Origin of the sequence: Mycolicibacterium xanthum (assembly GCF_019710635.1) — a bacterium.
Lineage (GTDB): Bacteria > Actinomycetota > Actinomycetes > Mycobacteriales > Mycobacteriaceae > Mycobacterium > Mycobacterium xanthum.
In genome coordinates, this window is the sequence record NZ_JAIFZS010000008.1 from 235111 (window position 1) to 261589 (window position 26479).

The 26479-nt window shown below is 70.2% G+C and carries 24 protein-coding genes; 11 read left to right on the forward strand and 13 right to left on the reverse strand.

The window, feature by feature from the left end; genetic code table 11:
- Positions 1-59: 59 nt before the first annotated feature.
- From JDV09_RS05470 to JDV09_RS05485, 4 genes are read right to left on the reverse strand one after another with little or no spacing between them, the layout of a single operon-like run.
- Positions 60-1679: a dipeptide ABC transporter ATP-binding protein gene (locus JDV09_RS05470; protein WP_221368084.1), complete on the reverse strand. Its 1620-nt coding sequence runs from the start codon at positions 1677-1679 to the stop codon at positions 60-62.
- Positions 1679-2569: an ABC transporter permease gene (locus JDV09_RS05475; RefSeq protein WP_221368085.1), complete on the reverse strand. Its 891-nt coding sequence runs from the start codon at positions 2567-2569 to the stop codon at positions 1679-1681. Before JDV09_RS05475 ends, JDV09_RS05470 begins: the two co-directional genes overlap by 1 nt.
- Positions 2566-3540: an ABC transporter permease gene (locus JDV09_RS05480; RefSeq protein WP_221368086.1), complete on the reverse strand. Its 975-nt coding sequence runs from the start codon at positions 3538-3540 to the stop codon at positions 2566-2568. The genes JDV09_RS05475 and JDV09_RS05480 overlap by 4 nt, the downstream gene beginning before the upstream one ends.
- A 2-nt stretch (positions 3541-3542) precedes the next feature.
- Positions 3543-5087 (reverse strand): ABC transporter substrate-binding protein, encoded by a 1545-nt coding sequence (locus tag JDV09_RS05485; RefSeq protein ID WP_221368087.1) that lies wholly within the window; start codon positions 5085-5087, stop codon positions 3543-3545.
- Positions 5088-5340: 253 nt separating this feature from the next.
- On the opposite strand from JDV09_RS05485, the gene JDV09_RS05490 reads away from it, so the two are divergent.
- Positions 5341-6408, forward strand: a complete 1068-nt coding sequence (locus JDV09_RS05490; RefSeq protein ID WP_221368088.1) for a glycoside hydrolase family 183 protein — start codon at positions 5341-5343, stop codon at positions 6406-6408.
- On the forward strand, positions 6405-7490 hold the full coding sequence (locus JDV09_RS05495) for an NAD(P)H-dependent amine dehydrogenase family protein (RefSeq protein WP_221368089.1): 1086 nt from the start codon (positions 6405-6407) through the stop codon (positions 7488-7490). Before JDV09_RS05490 ends, JDV09_RS05495 begins: the two co-directional genes overlap by 4 nt.
- Here JDV09_RS05495 and JDV09_RS05500 read toward each other — a convergent pair.
- Positions 7487-8569: a class I SAM-dependent methyltransferase gene (locus JDV09_RS05500; protein WP_221368090.1), complete on the reverse strand. Its 1083-nt coding sequence runs from the start codon at positions 8567-8569 to the stop codon at positions 7487-7489. The two genes, JDV09_RS05495 and JDV09_RS05500, sit on opposite strands and share 4 nt — an antisense overlap.
- A 99-nt stretch (positions 8570-8668) precedes the next feature.
- Between JDV09_RS05500 and JDV09_RS05505 the strand changes: the two genes are divergently transcribed.
- A complete protein-coding gene (locus tag JDV09_RS05505) occupies positions 8669-9403 on the forward strand; it encodes an SHOCT domain-containing protein (protein ID WP_221368091.1) in 735 nt (244 codons plus the stop codon).
- A gap of 140 nt (positions 9404-9543) precedes the next feature.
- On the opposite strand, the gene JDV09_RS05510 is transcribed toward JDV09_RS05505, so the two are convergent.
- A complete protein-coding gene (locus JDV09_RS05510) occupies positions 9544-10170 on the reverse strand; it encodes an MBL fold metallo-hydrolase (RefSeq protein WP_221368092.1) in 627 nt (208 codons plus the stop codon).
- Positions 10167-11252 (reverse strand): S-(hydroxymethyl)mycothiol dehydrogenase, encoded by a 1086-nt coding sequence (locus JDV09_RS05515; protein ID WP_221368093.1) that lies wholly within the window; start codon positions 11250-11252, stop codon positions 10167-10169. The genes JDV09_RS05510 and JDV09_RS05515 overlap by 4 nt, the downstream gene beginning before the upstream one ends.
- A 74-nt stretch (positions 11253-11326) precedes the next feature.
- On the opposite strand from JDV09_RS05515, the gene JDV09_RS05520 reads away from it, so the two are divergent.
- The 6 genes from JDV09_RS05520 to JDV09_RS05545 all read left to right on the forward strand — a co-directional run bounded on the left by JDV09_RS05520 (position 11327) and on the right by JDV09_RS05545 (position 17385).
- Entirely contained in the window at positions 11327-12109 is a 783-nt protein-coding gene (locus tag JDV09_RS05520) for a dioxygenase family protein (protein ID WP_221368094.1), read from the forward strand.
- A gap of 30 nt (positions 12110-12139) precedes the next feature.
- Positions 12140-13747: a LuxR family transcriptional regulator gene (locus tag JDV09_RS05525; protein ID WP_221368095.1), complete on the forward strand. Its 1608-nt coding sequence runs from the start codon at positions 12140-12142 to the stop codon at positions 13745-13747.
- 99 nt (positions 13748-13846) lie between these two features.
- Entirely contained in the window at positions 13847-14926 is a 1080-nt protein-coding gene (locus JDV09_RS05530) for a class I SAM-dependent methyltransferase (protein ID WP_221368096.1), read from the forward strand.
- 3 nt (positions 14927-14929) lie between these two features.
- On the forward strand, positions 14930-15889 hold the full coding sequence (locus tag JDV09_RS05535; protein WP_221368097.1) for a homocysteine S-methyltransferase family protein: 960 nt from the start codon (positions 14930-14932) through the stop codon (positions 15887-15889).
- 10 nt (positions 15890-15899) lie between these two features.
- The gene (locus JDV09_RS05540) at positions 15900-16724 is read left to right on the forward strand and encodes a serine hydrolase domain-containing protein (RefSeq protein ID WP_221368098.1); all 825 of its coding nucleotides are present in this window, start codon (positions 15900-15902) and stop codon (positions 16722-16724) included.
- A gap of 148 nt (positions 16725-16872) precedes the next feature.
- Entirely contained in the window at positions 16873-17385 is a 513-nt protein-coding gene (locus tag JDV09_RS05545) for a DUF3145 domain-containing protein (RefSeq protein ID WP_221368099.1), read from the forward strand.
- 56 nt (positions 17386-17441) lie between these two features.
- Here the strand turns inward: JDV09_RS05545 and JDV09_RS05550 are convergent, their stop codons facing one another.
- Positions 17442-18344 carry a diacylglycerol kinase gene (locus tag JDV09_RS05550; protein ID WP_308124016.1) on the reverse strand — a complete coding sequence of 301 codons (903 nt, stop codon included), beginning with the start codon at positions 18342-18344 and terminating at the stop codon, positions 17442-17444.
- Positions 18341-19921, reverse strand: a complete 1581-nt coding sequence (locus JDV09_RS05555) for an FAD-binding oxidoreductase (protein WP_221368236.1) — start codon at positions 19919-19921, stop codon at positions 18341-18343. Before JDV09_RS05555 ends, JDV09_RS05550 begins: the two co-directional genes overlap by 4 nt.
- 53 nt (positions 19922-19974) lie before the next feature.
- Here JDV09_RS05555 and JDV09_RS05560 point away from each other — a divergent pair, with 53 nt between their 5' ends.
- Both JDV09_RS05560 and JDV09_RS05565 read left to right on the forward strand, forming a co-directional pair.
- Positions 19975-20553, forward strand: coding sequence for a TetR/AcrR family transcriptional regulator (locus tag JDV09_RS05560; RefSeq protein ID WP_221368100.1), 579 nt, complete (start codon positions 19975-19977; stop codon positions 20551-20553).
- Positions 20550-22085 (forward strand): glycerol-3-phosphate dehydrogenase/oxidase, encoded by a 1536-nt coding sequence (locus tag JDV09_RS05565; protein ID WP_221368101.1) that lies wholly within the window; start codon positions 20550-20552, stop codon positions 22083-22085. Before JDV09_RS05560 ends, JDV09_RS05565 begins: the two co-directional genes overlap by 4 nt.
- Positions 22086-22126: 41 nt before the next feature.
- Here JDV09_RS05565 and JDV09_RS05570 read toward each other — a convergent pair whose 3' ends face one another.
- The 4 genes from JDV09_RS05570 to acpM are packed head-to-tail and all read right to left on the reverse strand — an operon-like array spanning position 22127 to position 26444.
- Positions 22127-23548, reverse strand: coding sequence for an acyl-CoA carboxylase subunit beta (locus JDV09_RS05570; protein WP_221368102.1), 1422 nt, complete (start codon positions 23546-23548; stop codon positions 22127-22129).
- A gap of 59 nt (positions 23549-23607) precedes the next feature.
- Positions 23608-24861, reverse strand: coding sequence for a 3-oxoacyl-ACP synthase KasB (gene kasB, locus JDV09_RS05575; protein WP_221368103.1), 1254 nt, complete (start codon positions 24859-24861; stop codon positions 23608-23610).
- Between the two features lie 36 nt (positions 24862-24897).
- Positions 24898-26148 carry a 3-oxoacyl-ACP synthase KasA gene (gene kasA, locus JDV09_RS05580; RefSeq protein WP_221368104.1) on the reverse strand — a complete coding sequence of 417 codons (1251 nt, stop codon included), beginning with the start codon at positions 26146-26148 and terminating at the stop codon, positions 24898-24900.
- A complete protein-coding gene (gene acpM, locus JDV09_RS05585; protein WP_221368105.1) occupies positions 26145-26444 on the reverse strand; it encodes a meromycolate extension acyl carrier protein AcpM in 300 nt (99 codons plus the stop codon). Before acpM ends, kasA begins: the two co-directional genes overlap by 4 nt.
- Positions 26445-26479: the final 35 nt, after the last annotated feature.

Consider the following 26479-nt stretch of genomic DNA (forward strand, 5'->3'; position numbering starts at 1 on the left):
GGTGCGGGCTACTCACACTTCTGCGCCAAGGATGCAGCCTCAACGCAAACGGGATGGGGTCAGGCGGCGGCGCGCGGCCGCGTCGGGGGAACGGCGGCCAGCAGCGCCCGGGTGTACTCCTGCTCGGGCTCGGCGAACAACTCGCCAGCGGGCCGGTATTCGACCACCGCCCCGTCGCGCATGACCAGCACGTCATGGCTGACCTGGCGGATCACCGCCAGGTCGTGCCCGATGAACAGATACGTCAGACCGAGGTCGCGCTGCAGCCCGGCGAGCAGGTCCAACACCCGCGCCTGCACCGACACATCCAGCGACGCGGTCGCCTCGTCGAGGATCAACAGGTCGGGTTCGGCGGCCAGCGCGCGGGCGATGCTGACCCGCTGGCGCTGGCCGCCGGACAGCTCGTGCGGGTAGCGCTGCGCGAACGATGCGGGCAGCCCCACCAGGTCGAGCAGCTCGGCCACCCGCGCCCGCCGGGCCTGCGCGCCGTGCACCAGCTTGTGCACGGTCAGCGGCTCGGCGATCGAGGTCTGCACCTGCCCGCGCGGATTCAGCGAGGAGAACGGGTCCTGGAACACCAGGCCGATCCGGCGGCGCAGCGACTTGGCCGCAGATCCCTTGGTGCCCAGCACATCCGAGCCGACCAGCGTCGCGCTGCCGGCGTCGGGGCGGACCAGGCCGGTCAGCGCCGCGGCGACGGTCGACTTGCCGGATCCGGATTCGCCCACCAGGCCCAGCGTGGTGCCCCGGCGGATCTCGAACGACACGTCGCGTACCGCGTGCACCGTCGACCGGCCCACCGGGGTGCTCACCGCGAACCGCACGTCCAGCCCGTCGACGGTCAGCAGGGGTTCGGCGTCCGGCGCCGGCGGCGGACCGGAGACATCGAGCGCGGGCCGGGCCGCCAGCAGGTCGCGGGTGTACTGGTCGCGCGGGTGGTCGAAGACCTGCAGGATCGGCGCCTGCTCGACGGTCGTTCCATCGCGCAGCACCGTCACGTCGTCGGCGACCTGGCCGATCACTCCGAGGTCGTGGCTGATCCAGACCACCGCGGTGCCGAAGTCGCGCTGCAGATCCCGGACCAGCTCGATAATCTGGGACTGGGTGGTCACGTCCAGCGCGGTGGTCGGCTCGTCGGCGATCAGCAGCTCGGGCTCACACGCCAGCGCGATCGCGATCATCACGCGCTGGCGCTGACCGCCGGAGAGCTGATGCGGGTAGGCGTGCAGGCGCATCTGCGGGTCGGGCAGCCCGACGGCCTCGAGCAGCTCCAGGGCCCGGGCGGTGGCCTCCCGGCGGGTCATCCTGCGATGCGTCTCGAGGGACTCGGTGATCTGTCGTTCCAGGGTCAGCAGCGGGTTCAGCGACGTCCCGGGATCCTGGAAGACGAAGCCGACGCGGGCGCCGTGCACCCGGCGCAGTACCCGCGGCGGCGCGCCCACCAGTTGGACCGGGTCGCCGGAACCGCCGGAGAGCATGCTCGAGCCCGACACCCGCGCGCCGGGGGCGTCCAGCAGGCCGGTCGCCGCCAGCACCGTCATCGACTTGCCGGAGCCGGACTCGCCGACGATGCCGACCGTGTGTTCCCGGTGCACGCCGAAGGACACCTCGTCGACGATGGTGCGGCCGCCTATGCGCACCCCGAGGCCCTCGACGGTCAACACCGGCCGCGGACCCATCACCGCTCCCGCCTGCGCGCCTCGACGCTGGTGCGCTGCTTGGGATCGAGCACGTCGCGCAGTCCGTCACCGAACAGGTTGAACGCCAGCACGATCAGGAAGATCGCCGCGCCCGGGAACACCGCCATCCACCACGCCATCGTCACGAAGCCCTGCGAGTCGAAGATCATCCGGCCCAGCGACGGCTCGGGCGGCTGGATGCCCAGGCCGAGGAACGACAGCGCGGCCTCCGACAGGATCGCGAACGCCAGCGACAGCGACGTCTGCACGATCAGCGGCCCGGCGATGTTGGGCAGGATGTGGCGGCGCAGGATGTAGGCGTCGCCGGTGCCCATCGCGCGCGACACCTGCACGAACGGTTCGGTGCGCACGCCCAGCGTGCTGGCCCGCGCCACCCGCGCGAAGATCGGGGTGTAGACGATCGCGATCGCCAGGATCGTGGTGGTCACGCCCGGCCCGAGGATGGCCACCACGGCCAGCGCCAGCAGCAGCACCGGGAACGCGAACATCACGTCCACCACCCGCATCAGCACGGTGTCCAGCCAGCCGCCCCGAAAGCCGGCGAGCACACCGACCGCGACGCCGACGATCGCGGCCAGCGCGACGCTGACCAGCGCGATCCGCATCGACGCCTGGATGGCGACCAGCACGCGGGACAGCACGTCGCGGCCCAACTCGTCGGTGCCGAACCAGTGCGCGCCGCTGGGGGCCCGCAACGCGCTGGGAACGGCGACGTCGTTGATTCCGAACGGCGCGATGGCGGTCGCGGTCACCGCGATCACCGCGACGACGATCAACACCAGTGCGCTGAGCAGCGTGACCGGATTGCGCGCCAGCAGCAGCCACGCCGAGTCGCGGGTGTCGGGTGCGGCGTCGTCGGTGGTGGTCATGCCAGCCGGATCCTCGGGTCGACGATCGCGTACAGCACGTCGACGAGCAGGTTGATGAGCAGAAACAGCGCCGCGATCAGCAGCACCGCGCCCTGGATCAGCGGGTAGTCGCGGGCGGCCACGGCGTTGTAGACCAGTCGTCCCAGCCCGGGCCACGCGAACACCACCTCGACGACGATCACCCCGCCCAGGATCGTTGCCAGCTGGATGCCGGTGATCGTCAGGATCGGGACCAGGGCGTTGCGCACCGTGTGCCGGAACGTCACCACCCGAGGCGGTAGCCCCTTGGAGCGGGCCGTGCGCACGTACCCCGTCGCGGCCACCTCGAGCACCGCCGAACGGACGTAGCGGGTCATGATCGCCGCGGCGACCAATCCCACCACCAGAGCGGGCAACACGATGTGGCGCAGCCAGCCGCCCGGATCGGAGAACAGCGGGCGATACCCCGACGTCGGCAGCCAGCCCAGCGTCGTGGAGAACAGCGCGATCAGCAGGATGGCCATCCAGAAGTCCGGGATGGACACGCCGAACTGGCTGGTGATCCGGACCAGCGCGTCGCTGAGCCGACCCTCGTGCAGCGCGGCGTAGATCCCCGCGGGCAGCGCGATCAGCAGCGCGATCAGCATGCCCACCAGGGCGAGCGACAGCGTTGCCGGTAGCCGCTCCATCAGCGTCACGGTGACCGGGTCGCCGTTGCGGAAGCTGACCCCGAGATCGCCGGTCAGCGCCGAGCCGAGGTAGCCGAAGAACTGCGAGACGATCGGCCGGTCCAGGCCGCTGGCCGAGCGCAGCGCGTCGTAGGTCTCCGGGGTGTAGCGGGTGCCCAGCGCGATGCGCACCGGGTCGCCGGGCACCAGGTGCACCAGTGCGAACGCCACCACGGCCACCCCGAACAACACCACCGCGGAGTACAGCAGCCGACGCGCCACGAACCGGGTGATCGGGTGGGTGAGCACGCTGGCGGGCGCCACGGTCAGTTGTCGTCGCGGCGCACCGACGTGTGCCGGAACCGGACGGCCCGGTCGCGGCGCGCTTCATACCCCGAGAGCTCCGGGTTCCACGCCTGGATCACCGACGGGTTGTACAGGTAGATGTAGCTGACCCCGTCGGCGATCAGGGTGGCCGCCCGGCGGTAGTCGTCGAACCGGGCATCGTGGTCGGTCTCGACCCGGCCCGCCTCCAGCAACCGGTCCACCTCGGGATCGGAGAACTTCTGCGCGTTGCTCGTCCCGTCGGTGTGGTGCAGGGCGTAGTAGAAGTCGTCCGGGTCGATGTTGCCCAGCCAACCCATCATCAACATGTCGAAGTTGCCGTTGTTCTGTTCGTCGAGCCAGGTGGCGAAGTCGACCGTGCGGATGTTGACCGTGATCCCCAGCGGTGCGAGGTTGTCGGCGACGATCTGCGCCGCGGTCACCGTCTCCGGGTAGTCGTTGGTGACCAGCATGTCCATCGTGGTCGGTGCGGCGCCGGCCTCCTGGAGCAGTTCCCGGGCCTTGGCCAGACCGCCCTCGGTATATCTGTCGTAGGGCACGTACCAGGGGTTGCCCTCCGGTATCGCCAGCTGGTTCTCTGCGGCCGTGTCGTAACTGGTGGCCTGCACGATCGCGTCCCGGTCGATGGCGTAGGCGATGGCCTGGCGCACCCGCACGTCGTTCCACGGCTCGCGCGCCTCGTTGAGCGCCAGATACCAGTAGTCGTTGCTCGGGGTGACCGCCAGGGTCACCGATTCATCCTCGGACAGCTGCGAAACCCGCTGTGGAGCAACCGAATCCGTCCAGTCGATCTCGCCGGCCTGCAGTGCCGAGATGGCCGTGGACGGCTCGGAGATGAATCGGAACACCACCTCGCCGACGCCGGGCGCACCGTCCCAGTAATCCGGATTGGCCGCCAACGTGATCGAGTCACCGCTGCGCTGGTCGACGAAGCTGAACGGCCCGGTGCCGATCGGATGGGTGGCGATCTCGCCACTTTCGACGTTGCGCCGCGACACGATGGCCATCCCCTTGAAGCCGCCCAGGTTGGTCAGCATGTTGGGCACCGGGCGGTCGACGCGGATCACCACGGTATCCGGATCGGGCGCCTCGACCGCGGTCACCGCGCTGAACTTGTCGACGTTGGCCAGCTGTTCGTCGATGATGCGGCGGTAGGAGAACACCACGTCGTCTGCGGTCAGCGGGGTGCCGTCGTGGAAGGTGACACCGGGACGGAGGTGAAACGTCCAGGTGAGCTGGTCGGGGCTGACTTCCCAGGACTCCGCCAGCGCGGGCTGCATCTGCAGGTCCTCGTCGGGCTCGACCAGCGTGTCGAACACGTTCTCGAGTACCTCGAACGAGAAGTAGGCGGTGGTCTTGTGCGGGTCGAGCTGATCGGGCTCGCCGGCGATTGCGGCGACGATGCCGTCTTCGCGGCCCTGGCCCACATCCACCCGTTGGCCCGTCGAGCAGCCGGCGAGAACGGCGAGCAGCGCCAGAACCGCGGAGACGACGACTGCAGCGGTCGGCACCGCCGTCCTCGTCATCTGCACCACCCCGGGTCTCGAGCCTGCTCAGGGCCTGCCACCCGAATCACCGTCGGGCCAAACCCATGTTCCGTCCCGGGCGACGAACCCGTGACTTTGTCCATCCGAGACTGAAATACTCGGTCCACCCGTCCTACCATGCGTCGGCCGAAGGGAGAAGCATCGTGAAGGTTTTGCGCGGGCTTGCGGTCGTCGCCATGCGCGCGGAGGGGCAGCCGGACGGTCTGCGGCGCTGCTTCTGAGGCCGCATCCGATGCGCGGCGGCAAGATCGCCGACATCACCGGGCCGGGCATCACCGAACGCTGGGGGGTGACGTGCACCGACCTCGGCGCCTCGGTGCTCGCGCCGAACGGCACCCTGGTCTCGGTGTTCGGTGACACCTTCTCCGGCCGCCGGGTGGGCCGGGGGGACTGGCGCTCACCGGTGGTGCTGATCGGTCGTGGCAGCGCCCACCGCCCAATCGTCTACGAACGCGCCGGCGGGCCGGACCCGGACTATGCCCGGCAGCTGTGGGACTACACCCACGACAGCGCGGCCGGCGGCTGGCGTCGCAGCGGCATCAGCACCGTGATCCCGTCGGACCTGTTGCGCGTCGGCGACTCGATCTACCTGCATGCCATCGTCAATCGCGGCCTGGGCAACGTGCTGTGTACCGAGATCTGGCGTTCCGACGACAGCGGGGTGAGCTGGGCGCACCTCGGTCGTGACGCCGTGTTCCCCGCCGATCTGCACGCCGGGTTCGCGCAGTGCTGGTCGTGGGACTTCGAGCCGGGCGCCGACGGCGGCTGGGTTTACGTGGCGGCCACCGGCTTCCAGCGGGACAAGGGCATCATCTTGATGCGGGTCCGGCCGTGGCACATCGGGATCCGATCGCGCTACCAGAGCTGGGGGCTCACCGACGGACGGTGGCGGTGGGGCGAGCGGGCCACCACGATCACACCGCCGGGGGAGCGGTGGGGCGAGTTGACCCTGCGGCGGCTGGCGCCGCGCACGTGGGTGCTGGGCGGGTTCCTGGCCTCCGGGTACGCGCTCGGCTACCGGGTGATCGACTCGCCGGTGGCCGACCTGCACGCCACTCCGCTGCAGCTGCCGGTGATCGGCACCGGGTGGGATTTCGAGGATCACGCCGAGAACCGGGTCGCCCAGCTCTACGGTGGCTACGTGCTGCCCGGATCACGTGTGGACGTCGAGGGCGGTGTCGGCCTGGTGGTGTCCCAATGGCGTACCGCCGACGGATGGCCCTACCGGGCAATGCAATTCAGGGCAGGGCTGCGGGACACGGGCAAAGCGGACGAACAGGACGAGAGGCGGCGGTTGTGAGCGGATCCGGGGTCAAGAAAGTGGTGATCTGGGGGACCGGCTTCGTCGGCCGGATGGTGATCGCCGAGGTGGTCAAGCACCCCTGCTTCGAGCTGGTCGGGGTCGGGGTGTCCAACCCGGACAAGGTCGGTCGCGACGTCGGTGAGATCTGCGGGCTGGGCCGCACGCTGGGCCTGACCGCCACCGACGACGTGGACGCGCTGATCGACCTGCGGCCCGACGCGCTGGTGCACTACGGCCCGACGGCCGCCCATGCCGAGGCCAACATCGCGTTGATCACCCGCTTCCTGCGTGCCGGGATCGACGTCTGCTCAACGGCGATGACACCGTGGATCTGGCCGACCATGCACCTCAATCCACCGGACTGGATCGAACCCGTCACGGTGGCCTGCGAACTCGGCGAATCGTCGTGCTTCACCACCGGCATCGATCCCGGGTTCGCCAATGACCTGTTCCCGATGACGCTGATGGGGTTGTGCTCGGAGGTGCGCACGGTCCGGGCGTCCGAACTGCTGGACTACACCAACTACGAAGGCGACTACGACCGGGAGATGGGCATCGGCAGGTCGCCGGACTACCGGCCGATGCTGGAGAACCCCGACATCCTGGTGTTCGCCTGGGGCGCAACGGTTCCGATGATCGCGCACGCGGCCGGGATCATGCTCGACGAGATCACCACGACGTGGGACAAGTGGGTCACCCCCACCGAACGCAAGACCGCCAAGGGGATCATCGCCCCTGGAAACGTCGCGGCGGTCCGGTTCACCGTCAACGGTGTATACCGCGGCGAGACCCGCATCCAGCTCGAGCACGTCAACCGGATCGGCAACGACGCGGCCCCGGACTGGCCGTCGGGAATCCAGAACGACGTCTACCGGGTCGACATCGAGGGGACGCCGAGCATCTCCCAGGAGACCGCGTTCCGGTTCACCGACGGCTCCGGCCGGGACGCGGCCGCGGCGGGCTGCCTGGCCACCGGCCTGCGCGCGCTCAACGCGGTGCCCGCCGTCAACGATCTGTCGCCGGGCTGGGTCACCGCCCTGGATCTGCCGCTGATCCCCGGCGTCGGGACGATCCGCTAAGTCCTTGGCCGCTTGATCAGCACGACGTGGGCCAGCGGGATCGGGGTCCGCTCCGGCGCGGCGGCCAGTCGCGCCGCGGTCCCGGCCTCGAGCCGGTCCAACAACTGCGGTGTGCGCGGGTCGGCGGCGCCGCCGGCCAGACCCGCCGCCAGGGCCGGGAACACCGAGGCACGCGCGAAGGCCGCCCACCGGGCGCCGAAGTCCTCGGCGTTGCCGTCGACCTGATAGCGCACCCAGAAGCGGTCCTCGGAATCGAACACCTCGAGGTGCTCGATCTCGAGGCGCTCGAACCGGCCGGACGGGGCGAACGGCGCCGTGAAGTCGACCGCGCGGCGCGCCACCGTCGGCACGCACATCCCGGCCACCTCCTCTGCGGTGACGAGCCCGCTGCCGGCCACTTCGGTCAGCGCATCCATGATGGCCGCCAGCAGCGGGCCGAAGCCCATGTCGCCGTCCTCGCCGATCCCCAGCGTCATCACCACGAGCCGTCCGCCCGGGCACAACTCCCGGCCGCGGTAGGCGATGAACTCGTGCCAGTCGCGGGCGGCCTGCTGGTCGAAGGCGGCGCGCACCGCGTCATCGGTGCAGCCCGAGATGTGGAAATGGCCGTCGATCGGGGCGGGCACCTTGCTCAGCCACTGGACCGCCCACGAACTCCAGCCGAGGTGCACGCTGTTGGACGGCAGGATCTGCGAGTAGAACGACCGGCCCACCGCGGAGGCGAACGTCGCGGCATCCTTGCGCAGGTAGGTGTCCGGGTCCTCCTCGACGGTCCGGAACAACACGCTGAAATCGTTGTCGACGGTGTCGGTGTGGGCGACGAGCACCGAATGTTCGGGTGTGGTGCGTTTGCGCAGCACCTCGATGGCCGCGCCGATCGGCAGCAGCGAGTTGTAGCCGGTGCCCGCGCCGTAGTCGGCGATCACCATCGGTTGAGTCGGCGCGGGCAGCGGTACGTCGGCGGCCGCGCGCTCGAACACCGCGATCGCGGGCGCCAAGCCCGTGGCCTGCAGCCTCGTGGAGGCGGTGTAGGTGTCGTCCATGGACTCAGGGCGCACCACGATGCTCGACTCAGGCATCGCGACCTCCGAACGCTCCGGTGTTGTCCCTCTCCTACGAACGGTAGTCCTCGCGCGGCAGGCGCGCCGTCGAAGCCGGGGGCGTGACAGACTTCGGCCATGACGGGACGGGTGGGTCGGCGTGTCGCGCTGACCGGCGCGATTCTTCTGCTGGTCGTGGGGGTGGCCGGGTTCGTCGTCACGCTGGTGCTCAACATCTTCGTGTTCGACGACTACGACGCCTACGGGGAGGTGCCGATCCCCGGATCGGGCCGGTTGCAGCTTCCCGCGGGTGAGGTCACCGTCAACTTCCACACCGCGGTCCCCGGCGGCGTGAACGGCGGCTTCCCGGTGCCGCCGCTGCAGCTGGGCATCACCCCGCCCGACGGCGTGCCGGACCCGGTCGTCACCGAGAGTTTCGGGTCGACGACCTCGGTCAACAGCGATGTCCGGATCCGCGTGTGGGTCGCGCAGATCCCTGCGGACGGCGTTTACGACGTGGCGGTGCGCGGTGACGTGGCCGGCTACATCCACCCGCAGCTGGCGTTCGGCCGGGACAGCTCGCGCTGGTGGCTGGTGTGGGTGTTCGTCGCGGTGTTCGTCGTCGGCATCGGTGCGGTGATCCTGACCGCCGTCGCCTCGTTGCGGACGGGCCGCGCCCCTCAGCCCCTGCCCGGTCCGGTCCGCCTCGATGCGCACGAGCGGCCCGGTGACCTGCCGCACGAGGTGAGCTATCAGCCCACCGACCAAGGGGTGCGGCTCGAGCAACTCAAGACGCTGGCGGCGCTGCGCGACTCCGGCGCGCTCACCCAGGCGGAGTTCGACGCCGAGAAGCGCCGCATCCTCGAGGGCTAGTGGCTCGCGTGCGGGCCGTGCGGCGTGAAGATACCTTCACCTTCGCCGGCGGGGGTGAAAATACCTTCACACTCGCGCGGGCCCGCCACTCAGTGGCCCAGCCCCGATCGGCCACTCAGTGGCTCGCGCCGATCGGCCACTCAGTGACCCCTGGCGACCCATTCGTCGTAGTTGACGATCTCGTCGCCGACGGTCGTCGTGTCGCCGTGGCCGGTGTAGACGACGGTGTCGCCGGGCAGCTTGCCGAGCCGGCCCGAGATCGACTCCAGGATGGTGGGGAAGTCCGAGAACGAGCGGCCGGTGGCGCCGGGCCCGCCTTGGAACAGGGTGTCCCCGCTGAACACCGCACCCAGTTCGGGGGCATGCCAGCACACCGACCCCGGCGAATGGCCGGGCGTGTGCAGCGCGATCAGCTCGGTGCCCGCCACGCTCAGCCGGTCGCCGTCGGACACCGCGCGAAAGTCGCTGTCCGGGTGGGTCATTCGCCACAGCACGTCGTCGGCCGGGTGCAGCAGCACCGGTGCGTCGAGGGCCTGGCCGAGCTGAGGGGCCACCGTGACGTGGTCGTTGTGGCCGTGGGTGCACACCACCGCCACCACGTGCCGGCCGCCGACCGCCTCGATGATCGGGTCGGCGGTGTGGGCGGCGTCGAACACCACCACCTCGTTGTCGTCGCCGACCAGCCAGATGTTGTTGTCGACCGCCCAGCTGCCGCCGTCGAGCTCGAACGTGCCGCTGGTGACCAGCCGCTGGATCGGGGCGCTCACAGGACCACCACCGAGCGCAGCACCTCACCGGCGTGCATCTTGTGGAAGGCGTCTTCGATGTCGCCCAGCCCGATGCGCTCGGAGACGAACTTGTCCAGCGGGAACCGGCCCTGCAGGTACAGGCTGATCAGCGTCGGGAAGTCCCGTTCGGGTAGACAGTCGCCGTACCACGACGACTTCAGCGACCCGCCCCGGGAGAAGAAGTCGATCATCGGCATCTCCAGCTTCATGTCCGGGGTCGGCACCCCGACCAGGACGACGGTGCCGGCCAGATCGCGCGCGTAGAACGCCTGCTTCCAGGTCTCCGGCCGGCCGACCGCGTCGATCACCACGTCGGCACCGTTGCCGTCGGTGAGGTCCTGGATCGTCTCGACCGGGTCGAGCTCGCCGGCGTTGACGGTGTGCGTCGCACCGAACTGGCGGGCCCAGTCCAGCTTCCGGTTGTCCATGTCGACGGCGATGATGCGCTTCGCACCCACCAGTCGCGCGCCGGCGATGGCCGCGTCGCCGACCCCGCCGCAACCGATCACCGCCACGGTGTCGTCCCGGTTGACCGCGCCGGTGTTGATGGCCGCGCCCAGGCCCGCCATCACGCCGCAACCGAGCAGCCCGGCCGCCGCCGGATCGGCGGCCGGATCGACCTTCGTGCACTGGCCCTCGTGCACCAGGGTCTTGTCGGCGAACGCGCCGATGCCCAGCGCCGGGGTCAGCGGGGTGCCGTCGGTCAGCGTCATCGGCTGGGCGGCGTTGAAGGTGTCGAAGCACAGATGCGGGCGCCCGCGTTTGCAGGCCCGGCACCGCCCGCACACCGCACGCCAGTTCAGCACGACGAAATCGCCCGGCTCGACGTTGGTCACGCCCGGGCCGACGGACTCGACCAGGCCGGCGGCCTCGTGGCCGAGCAGGAACGGGAAGTCGTCGTTGATGCCGCCCTCGCGGTAGGTCAGATCGGTATGGCAGACGCCGCACGCCTGGATGTCGACGACGACCTCGCCGGGTCCGGGGTCGGGGATGACGATGTCGACCACCTCGACCGGTTGGGCCTTCGTCCGGGAGATCACACCGCGCACCGTCTGAGTCATGCCCCCAACCTAATGTGTCGGCCCCGCCGCAGAACAGCAGGGAATAGCGGCACGGCCGAGTACGTTCCCGTGTCGTGCAGAACCCGCGTCCACCCGCCATCTTCCTGTCGCACGGCGCACCGCCGCTGGTGGACGACGCCCTGTGGGTCTCCCAGTTGTCGGCCTGGGCCGGGCGACTACCGACGCCGACGGCGATCCTGGGGGTCTCGGCGCACTGGGAGGCCGCACCGCTGTCCATCGGGTCCACCGACGCCCGCACGCCGCTGACCTACGACTTCTGGGGCTTTCCCCAGCGCTTCTACGACGTCACCTACGCCGCGCCCGGGGCGCCGGAGCTGGCGGCGGCGGTCGAGGCGCTGATGCCCGACGGCGAGACGGTGCACCGCGACGACGGCAGAAGACTCGATCACGGCGCCTACGTGCCGCTGACGGTGATGTATCCCCACGCCGACATCCCGGTGCTGCAGATCTCGATGCCCGCGCTGGATCCGGTGCGCCTGCTGCACCTCGGCGAACGGTTGCGCCCGCTGCGCGACCGCGGCGTGCTGATCATCGGTTCCGGCTTCACCACCCACGGCTTGCCCTACCTCGTCGACCCGACGCCTGCGGCCGCCCCGCCGGGCTGGTCGGCGGAGTTCGACGCGTGGGCCGCCGAGCGGTTGGCCGCCGGAGATCTGGACTCGCTCATCGACTTTCGCGCCAAGGCGCCCGGAATGCCCTACGCGCATCCGACCATCGAACACTTCGCCCCGCTGTTCGTCGCGCTGGGCGCCTCCGACGATGCGGCCCAGCGGCCCGCGCAGGTGATCGACGGCTACTGGATGGGATTGGCCAAACGGTCGATCGAGCTGTCCTGAACAGGCCTGTTGGCGATACGGTGGAGGTTGATGCTGACCGAGACCCACACCGACCTCCTGTTCGCCGCGCGGGCAGCGCACGAGCGACGGGATTGGCGCGCCAGCTACCAGGCCTTCGACCTGGCCAGCAGGCGCGAGGCGTTGCGCACCGACGACCTCGACGCGTTCTCGTTCGCGGCCTGGCGACTGGGTTACGTCAAGGAGTCCAGCCGCGCTGCCGAGCGGGTGTTCGCCGAACTGACCAGGACGGATCCCGGCGCTGCGGCGATGAAGGCGACCGAGCTCGGGTTGGCCTGGCTGGTGCGCGGCGACATCAACATCGGGCAGGGCTGGATGAACCGGGCGCGCAGGCTGCTCGCCGGCACCGAGGACACCCCGGCCGGCGGATACCTGGCCTACCTCGACGCCGCGGTGGCGGCGATTTCGCTGGACCTCGACTCCCTGGCCACCCATGTGCGCAGCCTGCAGGAGATGGGGCGGCGGCTGGGTGACCCGGCGGTCACCGCGCTGGGTCACATCGCGGGCGGCATCGAGGCGATCCTGCACGCGCGCACCACCGAGGGCTACGCGCTGATCGACGAGGCGATCCTGCCGCTGGTCGCCGACCAGGTGCCGATCGAATGGGCCGGCGACATCTACTGCATGGTGCTGCACCACTGCCACAAGCTGGCCGACCTGCCGCGGATGCGGTCCTGGACGCAGTCGATGGAGCGGTGGTGCGGGCTGTCCGGTTCGGTGCCCTATGGCGGGGTGTGCGACGTGCACCGGTTGCAGGTGCAGGTGGCCACCGACGACTACCGGATGCTCGAGGACCGGCTCGGGCTGGCGAGCCAGACCCTGGCCGAGATCAACTCCTGGGCCGCCGCGGAGGGTTATTACCAGCTCGGTGAGGTCCGCCGGCTGATGGGTGATCAGGAAGGCGCGGCCCGCGCCTTCGGCCAGGCCCGCGCGCTGGGACTGGACCCGCAGCCGGGCGAGGCGTTGCTGGCCTGCCGGCGCGGTGACTCCGCGGCCGCCTGGACCGCGATCCGGGTGGCGCTGGCCGGCGATGACCGGTTGAACCGGGTGCGGCTGCTGCGGGCCGCCGTCGAGATCGCACTGGGGCGCGACGCCGTCGACGAGGCCGAGACCTACTGTCGCGAACTGGAAGCCGACGCCGAGGCCTTCAAGACACCGGGCTTTCTGGCCTGGGCCGCTCACGCACGCGGGGCCGTCGCGGTGCGCCAGGGCAAGTTCGCCGAGGCGCTGGAGTCGCTTCAAACGGCCCTGCGGGAGTACCGGGTCCAGCAGTCCCGCTACGAGACGGCCGAGGTCTACGAGTGGATGGCGCTGGCCCGCCGGGGTCTGGGCGATGTCGAGGCGGCGACCGCCGACGCCGCGACCGCCGATGCCATCTACGTCCAACTCGGGGTCGAGCCCGCCGGGATCTGCGGTGCCCCGTCGCCGGGCGGGCTGACCCGCCGCGAGCTCGAGGTGCTTTCGCACATCGCGCACGGCGCCACCAACCGCCAGGTGGCCGAACAGCTCTACCTTTCCGACAAGACCGTCGGCAGGCACCTGGCCAACATCTACGCCAAACTCGGCGTCTCCTCCCGCACCGCGGCGGTGGCCTGGGCGCACGCCAACAACGTGCTGTAGCGCCGGCGCCCCCCTGCATCGTTTGCACCACGAACGGCCAGGGGATTTGCATCGTGCGGCCGATGATTTCTCCGGGTGCCGCGGCCTAGCGTCGTAGTCATGACGACATTGCATGAGCAAACCACAACCCAAGACACCACCGAGGAGTTCGCCGAGCGGATCGTCGGCGCGATCGACGCCGCGAGCGTGGCGATCCTGCTGTCCATCGGACACCAGACCGCGCTGTTCGACACCCTTGCCGGCCTTCCCGCGGCCACCAGCACACAGATCGCCGACGCCGCCGGGCTGAACGAGCGTTATGTGCGCGAATGGCTCGGCGGCGTGGCCGCCGCCCGGATCGTCGACTACGACCCGATCGCCGAGACCTACGCGCTTCCCCCGCACCGCGCCGCCGTACTCACCCGCTCCGCCGGACCGGACAACCTGTCCCGGGTCGCGCAGTTCATCCCGCTGCTCGGCGAGGTCGAACAGAAGGTGATCGGCTGCTTCCGCACCGGCGGCGGCCTGTCCTACACGGAGTACCCGCGCTTTCACTCGCTGATGGCCGAGGAGAGCGGCGAGGTGTTCGACGCCGCGCTCGTCGACGCCATCCTGCCGATGGCCGACGGGCTGCCCGAGCGGCTGCGCGCCGGGGTGGACGTGGCCGACATCGGCTGCGGCAGTGGCCACGCCATCAACGTGATGGCATCGGCGTTCCCGGCCAGCCGGTTCACCGGCATCGACTTCTCCGACGAGGGACTGGCCGCGGGCACCGCCGAGGCCCGTCGGCTCGGCCTGACCAACGCGACCTTCGTCCGCGCCGACGCGGCGGCGTTCGACGCCACCGAGGCGTTCGACGTCATCACCGCGTTCGACGCGATCCACGACCAGGCGCACCCGGCGCAGGTGCTGGCCAACATCCACCGCGCGCTGCGGCCCGGTGGGGTCTTCCTGATGGTGGACATCAAGGCGTCCAGTCACCTGCAGGACAACATCGGGGTGCCGTTCGCGGCCTACCTGTACACCGTGTCGACGATGCACTGCATGAGCGTGTCGCTGGGCCTGGACGGCGACGGGCTGGGCACCTGTTGGGGCCGCGAACTGGCCACCACGATGCTGACCGAGGCCGGGTTCGGCGACGTGTCGGTGCGCGAGATCGACACCGATCCGATCAACTTCTACTACATCGCCCGGAAGTGACCCATGTCCGTCATCGACAGCGTCGACCGGCGTTCCCTGCCGCAGCTGCGCGGCAACGCCCTGTTCGTCACCGACGGGGGACTGGAAACCGAGCTGGTATTCCATGACGGCCTCGACCTGCCCGCCTTCGCGGCCTTCCCGCTGGTGGAGACGCCGGCGGGTCGGGATCGGCTCCACAGGTACTACGGCGGCTATGTCGACATCGCGCGGAGGCACCGCGCTGGATTCGTGGTGGAAACCCCGACCTGGCGGGCCAACAAGGGCTGGGCCGAGCAGCTCGGCTACTCCGCGCAGCGCCTCGATGCCGTCAACCGGGCCGCGGTGCGGCTCGCCGAGGAGGTACGCACGGCCGCCGAAGCCGAGGGCATCACCGCCGTGGTGAGTGGATGCGTCGGCCCCCGCGGCGACGGCTATGACCCCGGGGACGCGATGAGCGCAGAGGAAGCCAGGCGGTACCACGGCGATCAGATCGACACCTTCGCATCCACGTCGGCCGATCTGGTCACCGCGATCACCATGACCAATGTGGCGGAGGCGATCGGAGTCGTACGTGCCGCTGCGGCGGCTGGCATTCCGGTGGCGATCTCGTTCACCGTGGAGACCGACGGCCGACTTCCGACCGGCCAACCGCTGAACGAGGCGATCGACCAGGTGGACTCCGAAACAGATTTCGGTGCTTCATATTTCATGGTCAATTGCGCACACCCGACCCATTTCGGGGGAGCGCTGGACCGCCCCGGGACGTGGTGCCGACGTCTTGTCGGCCTTCGTGCGAACGCCTCCACCAAGAGCCACGCCGAGCTCGACGAGGCCACCGAGTTGGACGCCGGCGATCCGGATCAGCTCGCGGCCGAGCATGCGTGGTTGCGCAGCCGACTGCCGGCGTTGGCGGTGCTGGGCGGATGTTGCGGCACCGACGCTCGCCACGTCGCCGCCATCGTGTCCGCATGGAGGGGCCACTAAGCTGCTGCCGATGGCAGCCCTGGACGTCCTCGCAGACTGGCCGGTCCCGACGGTGGCCGCCGCCGTGGTGGGTCCGGCGGGCCGACTGGCCGAGTACGGCGACACCACGCGCCGGTTCGCGCTGGCGTCGGTGACCAAACCGTTGGTGGCCCGGGCCGCGCAGGTCGCCGTCGAGGAGGGCGCCGTCGACCTCGACACCGAGGCGGGGCCGCCCGGTTCGACGGTGCGTCACCTGCTTGCCCACGCCGCGGGCTACGAGATGACCTCGGCGAGGGTGATCGCCGCACCGGGCACCCGCCGGATCTACTCCAACCACGGCTTCACGGTGCTGGCCGAGACGATGGAACGGGAATCGTCGATCCCGTTCGCCAGCTACCTCAGCGAGGCGGTGTTGGAACCGCTCGGTATGGCCGACACCTCGTTGGAGGGCGGCCTTCCCGCGGCCGGGTACGGGGCCACCTCGACCGTCGACGACCTGGTGGCGTTCGCCACTGACCTGCTCGCTCCGGCCACGGTGTCCCCGCACATGCACCGCGAGGCGATCAGCTTGCAGTTTCCCGGCCTGGACGGGGTGCTTCCCGGTTTCGGGGTGCAGCGCCCGAACGACTGGGGGCTGGGGTTCGAGATCCGCGACGGCAAGTCCCCGCATTGGACCGGGGCGGCGAACTCGGCGGCCACGTTCGGACATTTCGGCCAGTCCGGGACGTTTCTGTGGGTCGATCCGGGGGCGTCGCTGGCGCTGGTCGTGCTCACCGACCGCCCGTTCGGGGAGTGGGCGCATCCGGTGATGCCGGCGCTGTCTGATGAAGTTCTGAGAGAATTTGGGCGCGACTAGCGCAACACACGTCTCACGAGGCACAATGGTCACGTAGACCTCGCAGGTCTCGCACACCACAATTTCACAGGCAGCATTCATCGTCTCTGTTCGGTGATCCACCAGGTCGTTGGGGAAGACGTCCCTCGTGGAGCCGAAGGAGCAGCAGATGCGTGCAGCGAACCAATTCGCCGACGCGACGACGGGCGTGGTCTACATCCATGCCTCACCCGCGGCGGTGTGCCCGCACGTCGAGTGGGCGCTGTCGTCGACCCTCAATGCGAGGGCGAATCTGAAGTGGACCCCGCAGCCGGCCATGCCCGGGCAGCTGCGGGCCGTCACCAACTGGGTCGGACCGGTCGGCACCGGCGCCCAGCTGGCCAATGCGCTGCGCTCGTGGTCGGTGCTGCGCTTCGAGGTGACCGAGGATCCCAGCCAGGGCGTGGACGGGCACCGCTGGTGCCACACCCCGCAGCTGGGCCTGTGGAGCGGTGCGATGAGCGCCAATGGCGACGTGATGGTCGGCGAGATGCGGCTGCGCGCCCTGATGGCGTCGGGCGCCGACACGCTGGCCGCCGAACTGGACACCGTGCTGGGCACGGCGTGGGACGACGCCCTGGAGGCCTACCGCGACGGTGGGTCGGGCGCCGAGGTCAGCTGGCTGAGCCGCGGAGTCGGCTAGGCCGACGACATCGGGCGGCGAGTCGGCTAGGCCGACGACATCGGGCGGCGAGTCGGCTAGGCCGGCCGAATCAGCGTCAGCGCGCCGGGCACCGCGGACACCTCGACCGGCAGTGGGCACACGTACTCGCCGTCGGCGTAGGCATTGATCGGGGGTGAGCTCCCGGGGCATTCGACGCCTATCGTCTTCGCCCGTGCGGTGTGCACCTCGTCGAGACCGACGTGGGTGCCCTTGAACACCGTCGGGAACAACCGGATCAGCCGGGTGCGCGACGCCGAAGCCACCATCGTGACGTCCAGCAGTCCGTCGCGCGGATCGGCGTCGGGACAGATCAGCATGCCGCCGCCGTAGCTGCGGGTGTTGCCGATCGCGGCGAGAGTGAGTTCGGTGTCGAGTTCGGTGCCGTCCAACGTCAGCCGGAACGGCAGCAGCCGCAGCCGGGACAGTTCGGCGAGCATCGCCAGGTTGTAGCGCATCCGGCCGTGCGGCCAGCGCATCCGGTTGGTCCGGTCGGTCACCAGCGAGTCGAATCCGGCGGCCATCACCGTGCCGAACCAGATGTCGGTGCCGTCGGCGCCGACGATGCGGCCCAGGTCCACGGTCTCGGCGACCCCGTCGACGACGACGTCGGCAGCGGCCTCGGGGTCTTTGGTCGGGATCCCGAACTCGCGCGCATGGTCGTTGCCCGTGCCGGCCGGGATGATGCCCAGCGGGACGCCGCTCTGCGCCACCACCTGCAACGCCAGCGAGACGATGCCGTCACCGCCGACCACCACCAACGCGTCCATGCCGCGCTCGAGCGCGCCCTCGACCAGCCGCCGGGCATGTGCGGGATCGCTGCCGGCGACCGCGACGACGTCGACGCCGCGCTGGTTCAGCCGGGTGACGGCACGCTCGGCGGCATGCGGCGCGCTGCCGTGTCCCGAGGCGGGATTGGTCAGCACCGTCACGCGAGTCACGGAATCAGCTTGCCCGGGTTCAGGATTCCGGACGGATCCAGCGCCGCCTTGACGGCCCGCAACACCCGCACCCCGGCGTCGCCGACCTCGTCGCGCATCCACGGTCGGTGATCGGCGCCCACCCCGTGGTGGTGGGTGATCGTCGCTCCGGCCCGCATCATCGCGTCGGAGGCCGCCGCCTTGGCGGTGCGCCACTGCTCGATCGGGTTGCCGCGCTGCGCGGCGACCACGGTGAAGTACAGCGACGCGCCGGTGGGGTAGACGTGCGAGATGTGGCACATCACCAGCGCGGGGGTGCCCGAGTCGGCCAGTGCACCGGTCAGCGCGGTGGTGACCGCCGCCTTGAGCGCGGGCAAGTTCGACCAGTTGGTGGCGGTCTCCAGGGTCTCGCACAGCGCGCCCGCCGAGAGCAGCGAGTCGCGCAGATAGGGCGCGTTGAACCGGCCGTGTTCCCACGCCCGGGCCGGGCCCTCGCCCAGCGAGGTGCCGCCGGCTTCCTGTAGCAGCGCCCGGGTCTCGGCGTGCCGGCTGGCGACGTGGGCCTGCGTGCCCTCGAACACCGTGATCGCCAGGCATCCGCCGGTGACCTGCTGCTCGCCGATGCTCTCGGTGGTGGCCAGGTTCACGCCCGTCTCCGCCTCGTCGGACAGCCGGATCACCGTGGGTCCCGCACCGGTCTGCACCACGGCGCGCAGCGCGTCGGCGCCGGTGGCGAAGTCGGGGAACGACCACGCCTCGTAGCGGGTGGTCTCGGGCACCGGGTGCACGCGCACCCGAACCCGCGTGATGATGCCGAACGCGCCCTCGGAGCCGAGGAGCAGCTGGCGCAGGTCCGGGCCCGCCGCGGATTCCGGTGCACGGCCCAGGTCGAGGACGCCGGCCGGGGTCACCGCCCGCAGTCCGCGGACCATGTGGTCGAACCGGCCGTAGCCCGCCGAGTCCTGGCCGGACGAGCGGGTGGCGGCGAACCCGCCGATGGTGGCGAAGCAGAAGCTCTGGGGGAAGTGCCCGAGCGAGAAACCGCGTTCACCGAGCAGCCGCTCGGCCTCCGGGCCGGTGAGGCCGGCTCCGAGCTCGGCTTCCCAGGAGATCTCGTCGAGCGCGTGCAGCTGGTCGAGGCGGCGCAGATCCAGCGACACGACGGCCTTGAAGTCGCCGCGGGCCGGGTCCAGCCCGCCGACCACGCTGGTGCCGCCGCCGAACGGCACGACGGCGATGCTGCGGTCCGCGCAGAACCGCAGGACCGCGGCGATCTGGTCCTCGTCGCCGGGCAGCAGCACCGCGTCCGGCGCGTCCTGGATACCGAAATCGCGCCGCCGCAACAGGTCCAGGGTGGATTTGCCGCCGGAGCGCAACAGCCGGGCCCGATCGTCGACGATCACGTGATCGGCCCCGACGATCGCGCTCAGGCCGTCGCGATCGGTACGCGACACCGCCGAGGGCCGCACCCGCACCTGGTCGATGCCCGGCTCCTCGGCGCCGACGGCGTCGATGCCCAGGGCCTGGTCCAGCAGCGAGCGGATGCCCGGGGACAGCGGCCTGGCCTCGGCCGGATCGCCCCATCCGTTCCACAACATCGGCGGATCGTCGGGACGGGTCACGGCGGGCGTCATGCGTTACAGTATTACAGATGCTGTCAATCCGTAACGGTGATGGGAGCGTCGAGCAGCGAATACTCGACGCCGCCGCCGCGTGCATTCTGGCCAACGGGGTCGAGCGCACCACGATGACCGAGATCGCGCGGCGCGCGCGGGTCAGCAGGCCGACCATCTACCGCCGCTGGCCCGACATCCGATGGGTCATCGCCGAGTTGCTGACCGTCCGGATCGCCGGCGTGCTCGAGGCGATCCCGGACCGCGGAGTCGGGCGGGAGGCGACGGTGGGGCGGGTCGTCGCGGTGGCCGACCACCTGCAGCACGATGACATCGTGCAGGCGGTGATCCATAACGCGCCGGGCCTGGCCATGACCTACATCGCCGACCGGCTGGGCACCAGCCAGCAGATCCTGATCGATGCGCTGGCCGAGGCCATCAAGGCCGGCCAGGACGAGGGCAGCATCCGCACCGGCGACCCGCGCGAGATGGCGGCGATGTGTCTGCTGATCACCCAGTCGACCATCCAGTCGGCGCAGATGGTCGCCGAGCTGCTCGATGCCCGGGCGATCAACGTCGAGCTGGGTCACGCGCTGAACGGATACCTGCGGCCGTGACCGGCTCGACGGCGCTCAACGCCGCCCGGCGGTCCGAGGAGCTCGCGCGCCTCGCCGACACGGGCAGCGTCGACGTCGTCGTCATCGGCGGCGGGATCACCGGAACGGGCATCGCACTCGACGCGGTGACCCGGGGACTGTCGGTCGTGCTCGTCGAGAGGCACGACCTGGCCTTCGGCACCAGCCGGTGGAGCTCCAAGCTCGTCCACGGCGGGCTGCGCTATCTGGCCGGCGGGCATGTCGGCATCGCCCGGCGCAGCGCCGTCGAGCGCGGCATCCTGATGACCCGCAACGCACCGCACCTGGTGCACGCCATGGCCCAGCTCGTCCCGCTGTTCGCCGAGCTCGGCACGCCGTCGCGGGCGCTGGTCCGGGTGGGGTTCGCCGCGGGGGACGGCCTGCGCAGGCTCGCGGGCACGTCGGCGGCCACGCTGCCGCGCTCGCGCCGGATCGATGCCGAGCGGGCGATCGCGCTGGCGCCGACCGTGCGCCGCGACGGCCTCGACGGCGCCCTGCTGGCCTACGACGGACAGCTGGTCGACGACGCCCGGTTGGTAGTCGCGGTGGCCCGGACAGCGGCACAGCACGGCGCGACGATCCTCACCCGGGTGGCGGCCTCGGCCGCGACGGGGAAGTCGGTCGCGCTGACCGACACCCTGACCGGAGAGCCGCTGACGGTGTCGGCGCGCGCGGTGATCAACGCCGCCGGGGTGTGGGCCGGTGAGGTCGACGACTCCATTCGGGTGCGGCCCAGCCGTGGCACCCATCTGGTGTTCGACGCGGCAACATTCGGCAATCCCACCGCGGCGCTGACGATTCCGATCCCGGGGGAGATCAACCGCTTCGTCTTCGCGATGCCCGAGCAACTCGGCCGCGTCTACCTCGGGCTGACCGACGAGGACGCCCCCGGACCGATCCCCGACGTTCCGCAACCGACCCAGGGCGAGATCACCTTCCTGCTCGACACGGTCAACACCGCACTGGACGTCGCGCTCGGTCCCGACGACGTGATCGGGTCCTACGCGGGGCTGCGGCCCCTGGTCGACATCGCGGGGGCGGGGCGATCGGCCGACGTCTCGCGGGAGCACGCCGTCGTCGAGTCGCCGTCCGGGGTGATCAGCGTGATCGGCGGCAAGCTCACCGAGTACCGGTACATGGCCGAGGACACGCTGGACCGCGCCGTGCAGTGGCGGGGGCTGACCGCGGGTGGCTGCCGCACCCGCAACCTGCCGCTGGTCGGTGCGCCGGCGAATCCCGTTGCGACACTGCGCTCCCCGGAGCAGTTGCCGGGATCGCTGGTGGCGCGCTACGGCGCCGAGGCGCCCAATGTGATCGCGCGGGCGAGCGGTGAACGCCCCACCGATCCGGTCGGCGACGGAATCGACGTGACCCGTGCCGAGTTCGAGTACGCCGTCACCCACGAGGGGGCGCTGACGGTCGACGACATCCTGGACCGGCGCACCCGTATCGGGCTGGTGCCCGCCGACCGCGCGGCAGCCGAACCCGCGGCCCGCGAGGTGATTTCGGTGTAGTTCGTCACGCTGCGTGGGACGAACTACACCGAAATCACAACTTACAGCGGGATGTTCTTGTGCCGGCCGCGCCGCGTGGGCGCTTCGGCCAGCGCCTGGGTCAGCTTGGACCGGGTGTGGGCCGGGTCGATCTTCTCGTCGACCACGCCGAGCTCGATCGCCGAGTCGACACCGCCGGCGATCCTCTCGTGCTCGATGGCCAGCTCCTCGTGCAGCGCTTCGCGCTCGTGGTCGGGCGCGGCGGCCAGCTTCTTCTTGTGCAGGATGCCGACCGCGGCCTTGGCGCCCATCACGGCGACCTCGGCCTCCGGCCAGGCGAACACCTTGGTGGCGTTCAGCGACCGCGAGTTCATCGCGATGTAGGCGCCGCCGTAGATCTTGCGGGTGACCAGCGTGACCCGGGGCACGGTGGACTCGCCGAATGCGTGCAGCAGCTTGGCGCCGCGGCGCACCACGCCGCCCCACTCCTGGTCCACGCCCGGCAGATACCCCGGCACGTCGACGACGACCACCAGCGGGATGCCGAACGCGTTGCACAGCCGCACGAACCGGGCCGCCTTCTCCGCGCTCTCGGAGTTCAGGCAGCCGCCCAGTCGCAGCGGGTTGTTGGCGATCACGCCGACGCTGCGCCCGGCCAGCCGGCCCAGGCCGACCACGATCGACGGCGCCCACTTGGCCTGGAACTCCTCGAACGGGGTGTCCGCGTCCAGCAGCGCCTCGACGATCGGGTGCACGTCGTAGGCGCGTCGCGCCGACTCCGGCAGCAGGGCCTTGAGGTCGGTGTCGCCGGCCTCGGCCTTGCTGCGGTCGAAGTGGCCCTGCTGGGAGAACAGGCAGACCAGGCGACGCCCGCGGTCGTAGGCGTCGAGCTCGTCGTCGGCGACGATGTGGCACACGCCGGACTTCTTGTGGTGGGTGTCCGGGCCGCCCAGCGAGGCCATGTCGACGTCCTCGCCGGTGACGCTGCGCACCACGTCCGGGCCGGTCACGAAGATCCGGCCCTCGGGCGCCATCACGACGACGTCGGTCAGTGCGGGGCCGTAGGCGGCGCCGCCGGCGGCGAAGCCGACCACCACGGAGATCTGCGGGATGAAGCCGGAGGCGCGGATCATCGCCTCGAACACCAGGCCGACGGCGTGCAGTGCGCGCACCCCCTCGGCCAGCCGGGCGCCGCCGGAGTGCCAGATGCCGACGATCGGGCTCTGCTCGTTGATCGCGATGTCGTAGGCGTTGACGATGTGCGCGCATCCCTCGACGCCCATGGCGCCGCCCATCACCGTGCCGTCGGTGCAGAACGCGATGGTGCGCACCCCGTTGACGGTGCCGGCGGCGGCCAGGATGCCGGAGCGGTCCCGCTCGTGCAGCAACTCGACGGAGCCGTCGTCGAAGAACGTCTTCAGGCGCAGCAGCGGATCACGGGGATCCAGGGATTCGGCGGCGGCCTCGGGAGCCATGGTCGTCATCGATAAAACCTCCTGTGACGGGTCGAATGTCGGCTTGCGCCCTCGAGAAGTGTTTGTGGTCAGTACTTCCCGAAGGCGAGCGCGACATTGTGCCCACCGAATCCGAACGAATTGTTTACTGCGTACTCGTAATTTCCGGGCCGAGGTCCGCCTGCGACGACGTCGAGGTCGATCTCGGGATCCAGGTTCTTGAGGTTCAGCGTCGGCGGGATGATGCCGTCCCGCAACGCCTGCACGGTGAGGATGGACTCCACCGCGCCGACCGCGCCGACCGAGTGGCCCAGCGCGGACTTCGGGGCGTACACCGCGGGGCGGTGTCCCTTCATCGCGTTGTTGATCGCCTGGCCCTCGGCCACGTCGCCGACGCTGGTGCCGGTGGCGTGCGCGTTGACGTGGTCGATGTCGGTGGGCTGCAGGCCGGCCAACTGGATGGCACGCGTCATCGCGTAGCCGGCTCGCTGGCCGTTGGGGTCGGGCGCCACCATGTGGAAACCGTCGGAGGTGATGCTGGCGCCCATCAGGCGGGCTATCGGCTTGGCGCCGCGGGCCTTGGCATGCTCCGCGGTCTCGATGACCATCAGTGCGCCGGCCTCGCCGAACACGAAGCCGTCGCGGTCCCTGTCGAACGGACGGCAGGCCCCGGCGGGGTCGTCGTTGTTGGTCGACATCACGATGCGCATCTGCGCGAATCCGGCGATCGGCACCGCCTCGATGCGCTGCTCGACGCCACCGCAGATCGCGATGTCGGCCTCCCCGAGCACGATGTTGCGCCACGCCTGGGCGATGCCCTCCGAGCCGGAGGCGCACGCCGAAACCGGGGTGACGACCCCGGCCTTGGCGTGCCGCTCCAGGCCGACGACCGCGGACGGGCCGTTGGGCATGTACATCTGCACGGCCAGCGGGGAGACCGCCTTGATGCCGCGCTCCCGCATGCCGTCGTAGGCGAACACCAGCGCCTCGGCGCCGCCGAGGCCGGTCCCGATCGACACCAGCAACCGCTCGGTGTCGACCTCGGGGTTTCCGGCGTTCTCCCACACCCGTCGGCCGAGGATCGTGGACATCTTCTGCGGATACGACATCCGCCGGTTCTCGACCTTGGTCAGCTGGGAATCGAACTCCTCGAGCAGATGACCGCCGATGCGCACCGGAAGGTCGAACTCCTCGACGAACGGGTCGTCCAGTTTGCGGATCCCGCTCTTCCCCTCCAGCAGCGCACTCCACGTCCCCTCCGCGGAGGGGGCCACACTGGTGGTCATCGCGATGCCGGTGACGACGATGTCCGGCAAACCGTTACCTGTTGTCGGCGAAGCCATGCTGAGCCGCGCGTCCTTTCCCCGTGTCACTAACCTCTAGTAGCGGCCGAACGCCAGAGCGACATTGTGACCGCCGAAACCGAACGAATTGTTGATGGCGTACGAATAATCGCCGTATCGAGGCTCACCCGCGACGACATCGAGATCGATCTCGGGGTCGGGCGTCTCGTAGTTCAGCGTGGGCGGGATGACCCCGTCCCGCAGCGCCAGCACCGTCAGCACCGACTCCAGGGCACCGACCGCACCGATCGAGTGACCCAGCGCCGACTTCGGTGCGTAGACAGCGGCTTCCTGGCAGCCGGCCACCCGGATGGCGTTCGCCTCGGCGGTGTCGCCGATCGGCGTCGCCGTACCGTGTGCGTTGACGTGGTCGATGTCCTTGGACTCCAGCCCCGCGGTCTCCATCGCCCGCTTCATCGCCTGGCCGGCACGCATGCCGTCCGGGGCCGGGGCCACCATGTGATAGGCGTCCGACGTGATGCCCGCGCCCATCAGGCGGGCCAGCGGCTTGGCGCCGCGGGCCTTGGCATGCTCCTCGGTCTCGATGATCATCAGCGCACCGGCCTCGCCGAACACGAAGCCGTCCCGGTTCTTGTCGAACGGCCGGGATGCGCCCGCGGGATCGTCGTTGCGGGTCGACATGGCGCGCATCATCGAGAACGCCGCGATCGGCAGCGCCTCGATGCCGCCTTCCACACCGCCGCAGACGGCGAAGTCGGCGTCACCCATGACGATCTGGCGCCAGGCGTGCGCGATCGCCTCCGACCCGGACGAGCAGGCCGACACCGGGGTGATCACCCCGGCGCGGGCGCCCAGCTCCAGGCCGGCGACGGCGGCGGCGCCGTTGGGCATGATCATCTGGACGGCCAGCGGCGACACCTTGCGGGGGCCGCCCTCGTTCATCGCGTCGTAGGTCTCGACGATCTTCTCGCCGCCACCCAGGCCGGTGCCGATCACCACGGCGAACCGGTCCGGGTCGACCTCGGGCTTGCCCGCGTTCTCCCACAGCCGGCCGGACAGCAGCTTCGACATCCGCTGCACGTAGGACATCCGGCGCATGTCCAGCCGGGACATGTGGTCGTCGACGTTGTCGACCAGGTGACCGCCGATACGGACCGGCAGGTCCCACTTGTCGACGAACTCGTCGGTGAGGACGCGGATGCCGCTTTCTCCTGCCAGCAGGCCCTTCCACGTGCTCTCGATGTCCGCGGCGAGCGCCGTGGTGGCCTCGACCGCGGTCACCACGACGCTCGGGAAACCGCCGTTAGCAGTGGAAGGTCTGGTCACGCGTCGCCCTGGATCTGGGCGCGGATGGCCGCGGCGGCCTCGGGGTTCTCTTCCTCGAGCTTCTGGATGTAGGAGACGACGTCACCGACGGTGCGGAGGCCGGCGAGGTCCTCGTCGGGGATCTTCACGCCATACTTGTCCTCGGTCTGCACCGCGATCTCGACCATCGACAGCGAGTCGATGTCCAGGTCGTCGACGAACGACTTCTCGGGAGTCACCTCAGAGGGCTCGATACCGGTGACCTCTTCGATGATCTCGGCGAGGCCGGCGATGATTTCTTCCTGACTGGCGGCCACAGTGGCTCCTTCTATCTCTTTGTTGGGTGTTGCTA

What these genes read in the sequence shown, in the direction of transcription:
- JDV09_RS05545 (WP_221368099.1), top strand. Translation starts at nt 16,873, where the DNA reads ATGCGTGCAGCGAACCAATTCGCCGACGCGACGACGGGCGTGGTCTAC.
- JDV09_RS05475 (WP_221368085.1), bottom strand. Translation starts at nt 2,569, where the DNA reads ATGACCACCACCGACGACGCCGCACCCGACACCCGCGACTCGGCGTGG.
- JDV09_RS05500 (WP_221368090.1), bottom strand. Translation starts at nt 8,569, where the DNA reads ATGCCTGAGTCGAGCATCGTGGTGCGCCCTGAGTCCATGGACGACACC.
- JDV09_RS05490 (WP_221368088.1), top strand. Translation starts at nt 5,341, where the DNA reads ATGCGCGGCGGCAAGATCGCCGACATCACCGGGCCGGGCATCACCGAA.
- JDV09_RS05535 (WP_221368097.1), top strand. Translation starts at nt 14,930, where the DNA reads ATGTCCGTCATCGACAGCGTCGACCGGCGTTCCCTGCCGCAGCTGCGC.
- JDV09_RS05515 (WP_221368093.1), bottom strand. Translation starts at nt 11,252, where the DNA reads ATGACTCAGACGGTGCGCGGTGTGATCTCCCGGACGAAGGCCCAACCG.
- JDV09_RS05525 (WP_221368095.1), top strand. Translation starts at nt 12,140, where the DNA reads ATGCTGACCGAGACCCACACCGACCTCCTGTTCGCCGCGCGGGCAGCG.
- JDV09_RS05470 (WP_221368084.1), bottom strand. Translation starts at nt 1,679, where the DNA reads ATGGGTCCGCGGCCGGTGTTGACCGTCGAGGGCCTCGGGGTGCGCATA.
- JDV09_RS05555 (WP_221368236.1), bottom strand. Translation starts at nt 19,921, where the DNA reads ATGTTGTGGAACGGATGGGGCGATCCGGCCGAGGCCAGGCCGCTGTCC.
- JDV09_RS05505 (WP_221368091.1), top strand. Translation starts at nt 8,669, where the DNA reads ATGACGGGACGGGTGGGTCGGCGTGTCGCGCTGACCGGCGCGATTCTT.
- JDV09_RS05570 (WP_221368102.1), bottom strand. Translation starts at nt 23,548, where the DNA reads ATGACGACCATGGCTCCCGAGGCCGCCGCCGAATCCCTGGATCCCCGT.
- JDV09_RS05540 (WP_221368098.1), top strand. Translation starts at nt 15,900, where the DNA reads ATGGCAGCCCTGGACGTCCTCGCAGACTGGCCGGTCCCGACGGTGGCC.
- JDV09_RS05530 (WP_221368096.1), top strand. Translation starts at nt 13,847, where the DNA reads ATGACGACATTGCATGAGCAAACCACAACCCAAGACACCACCGAGGAG.
- JDV09_RS05485 (WP_221368087.1), bottom strand. Translation starts at nt 5,087, where the DNA reads ATGACGAGGACGGCGGTGCCGACCGCTGCAGTCGTCGTCTCCGCGGTT.
- JDV09_RS05560 (WP_221368100.1), top strand. Translation starts at nt 19,975, where the DNA reads ATGCTGTCAATCCGTAACGGTGATGGGAGCGTCGAGCAGCGAATACTC.
- kasB (WP_221368103.1), bottom strand. Translation starts at nt 24,861, where the DNA reads ATGGCTTCGCCGACAACAGGTAACGGTTTGCCGGACATCGTCGTCACC.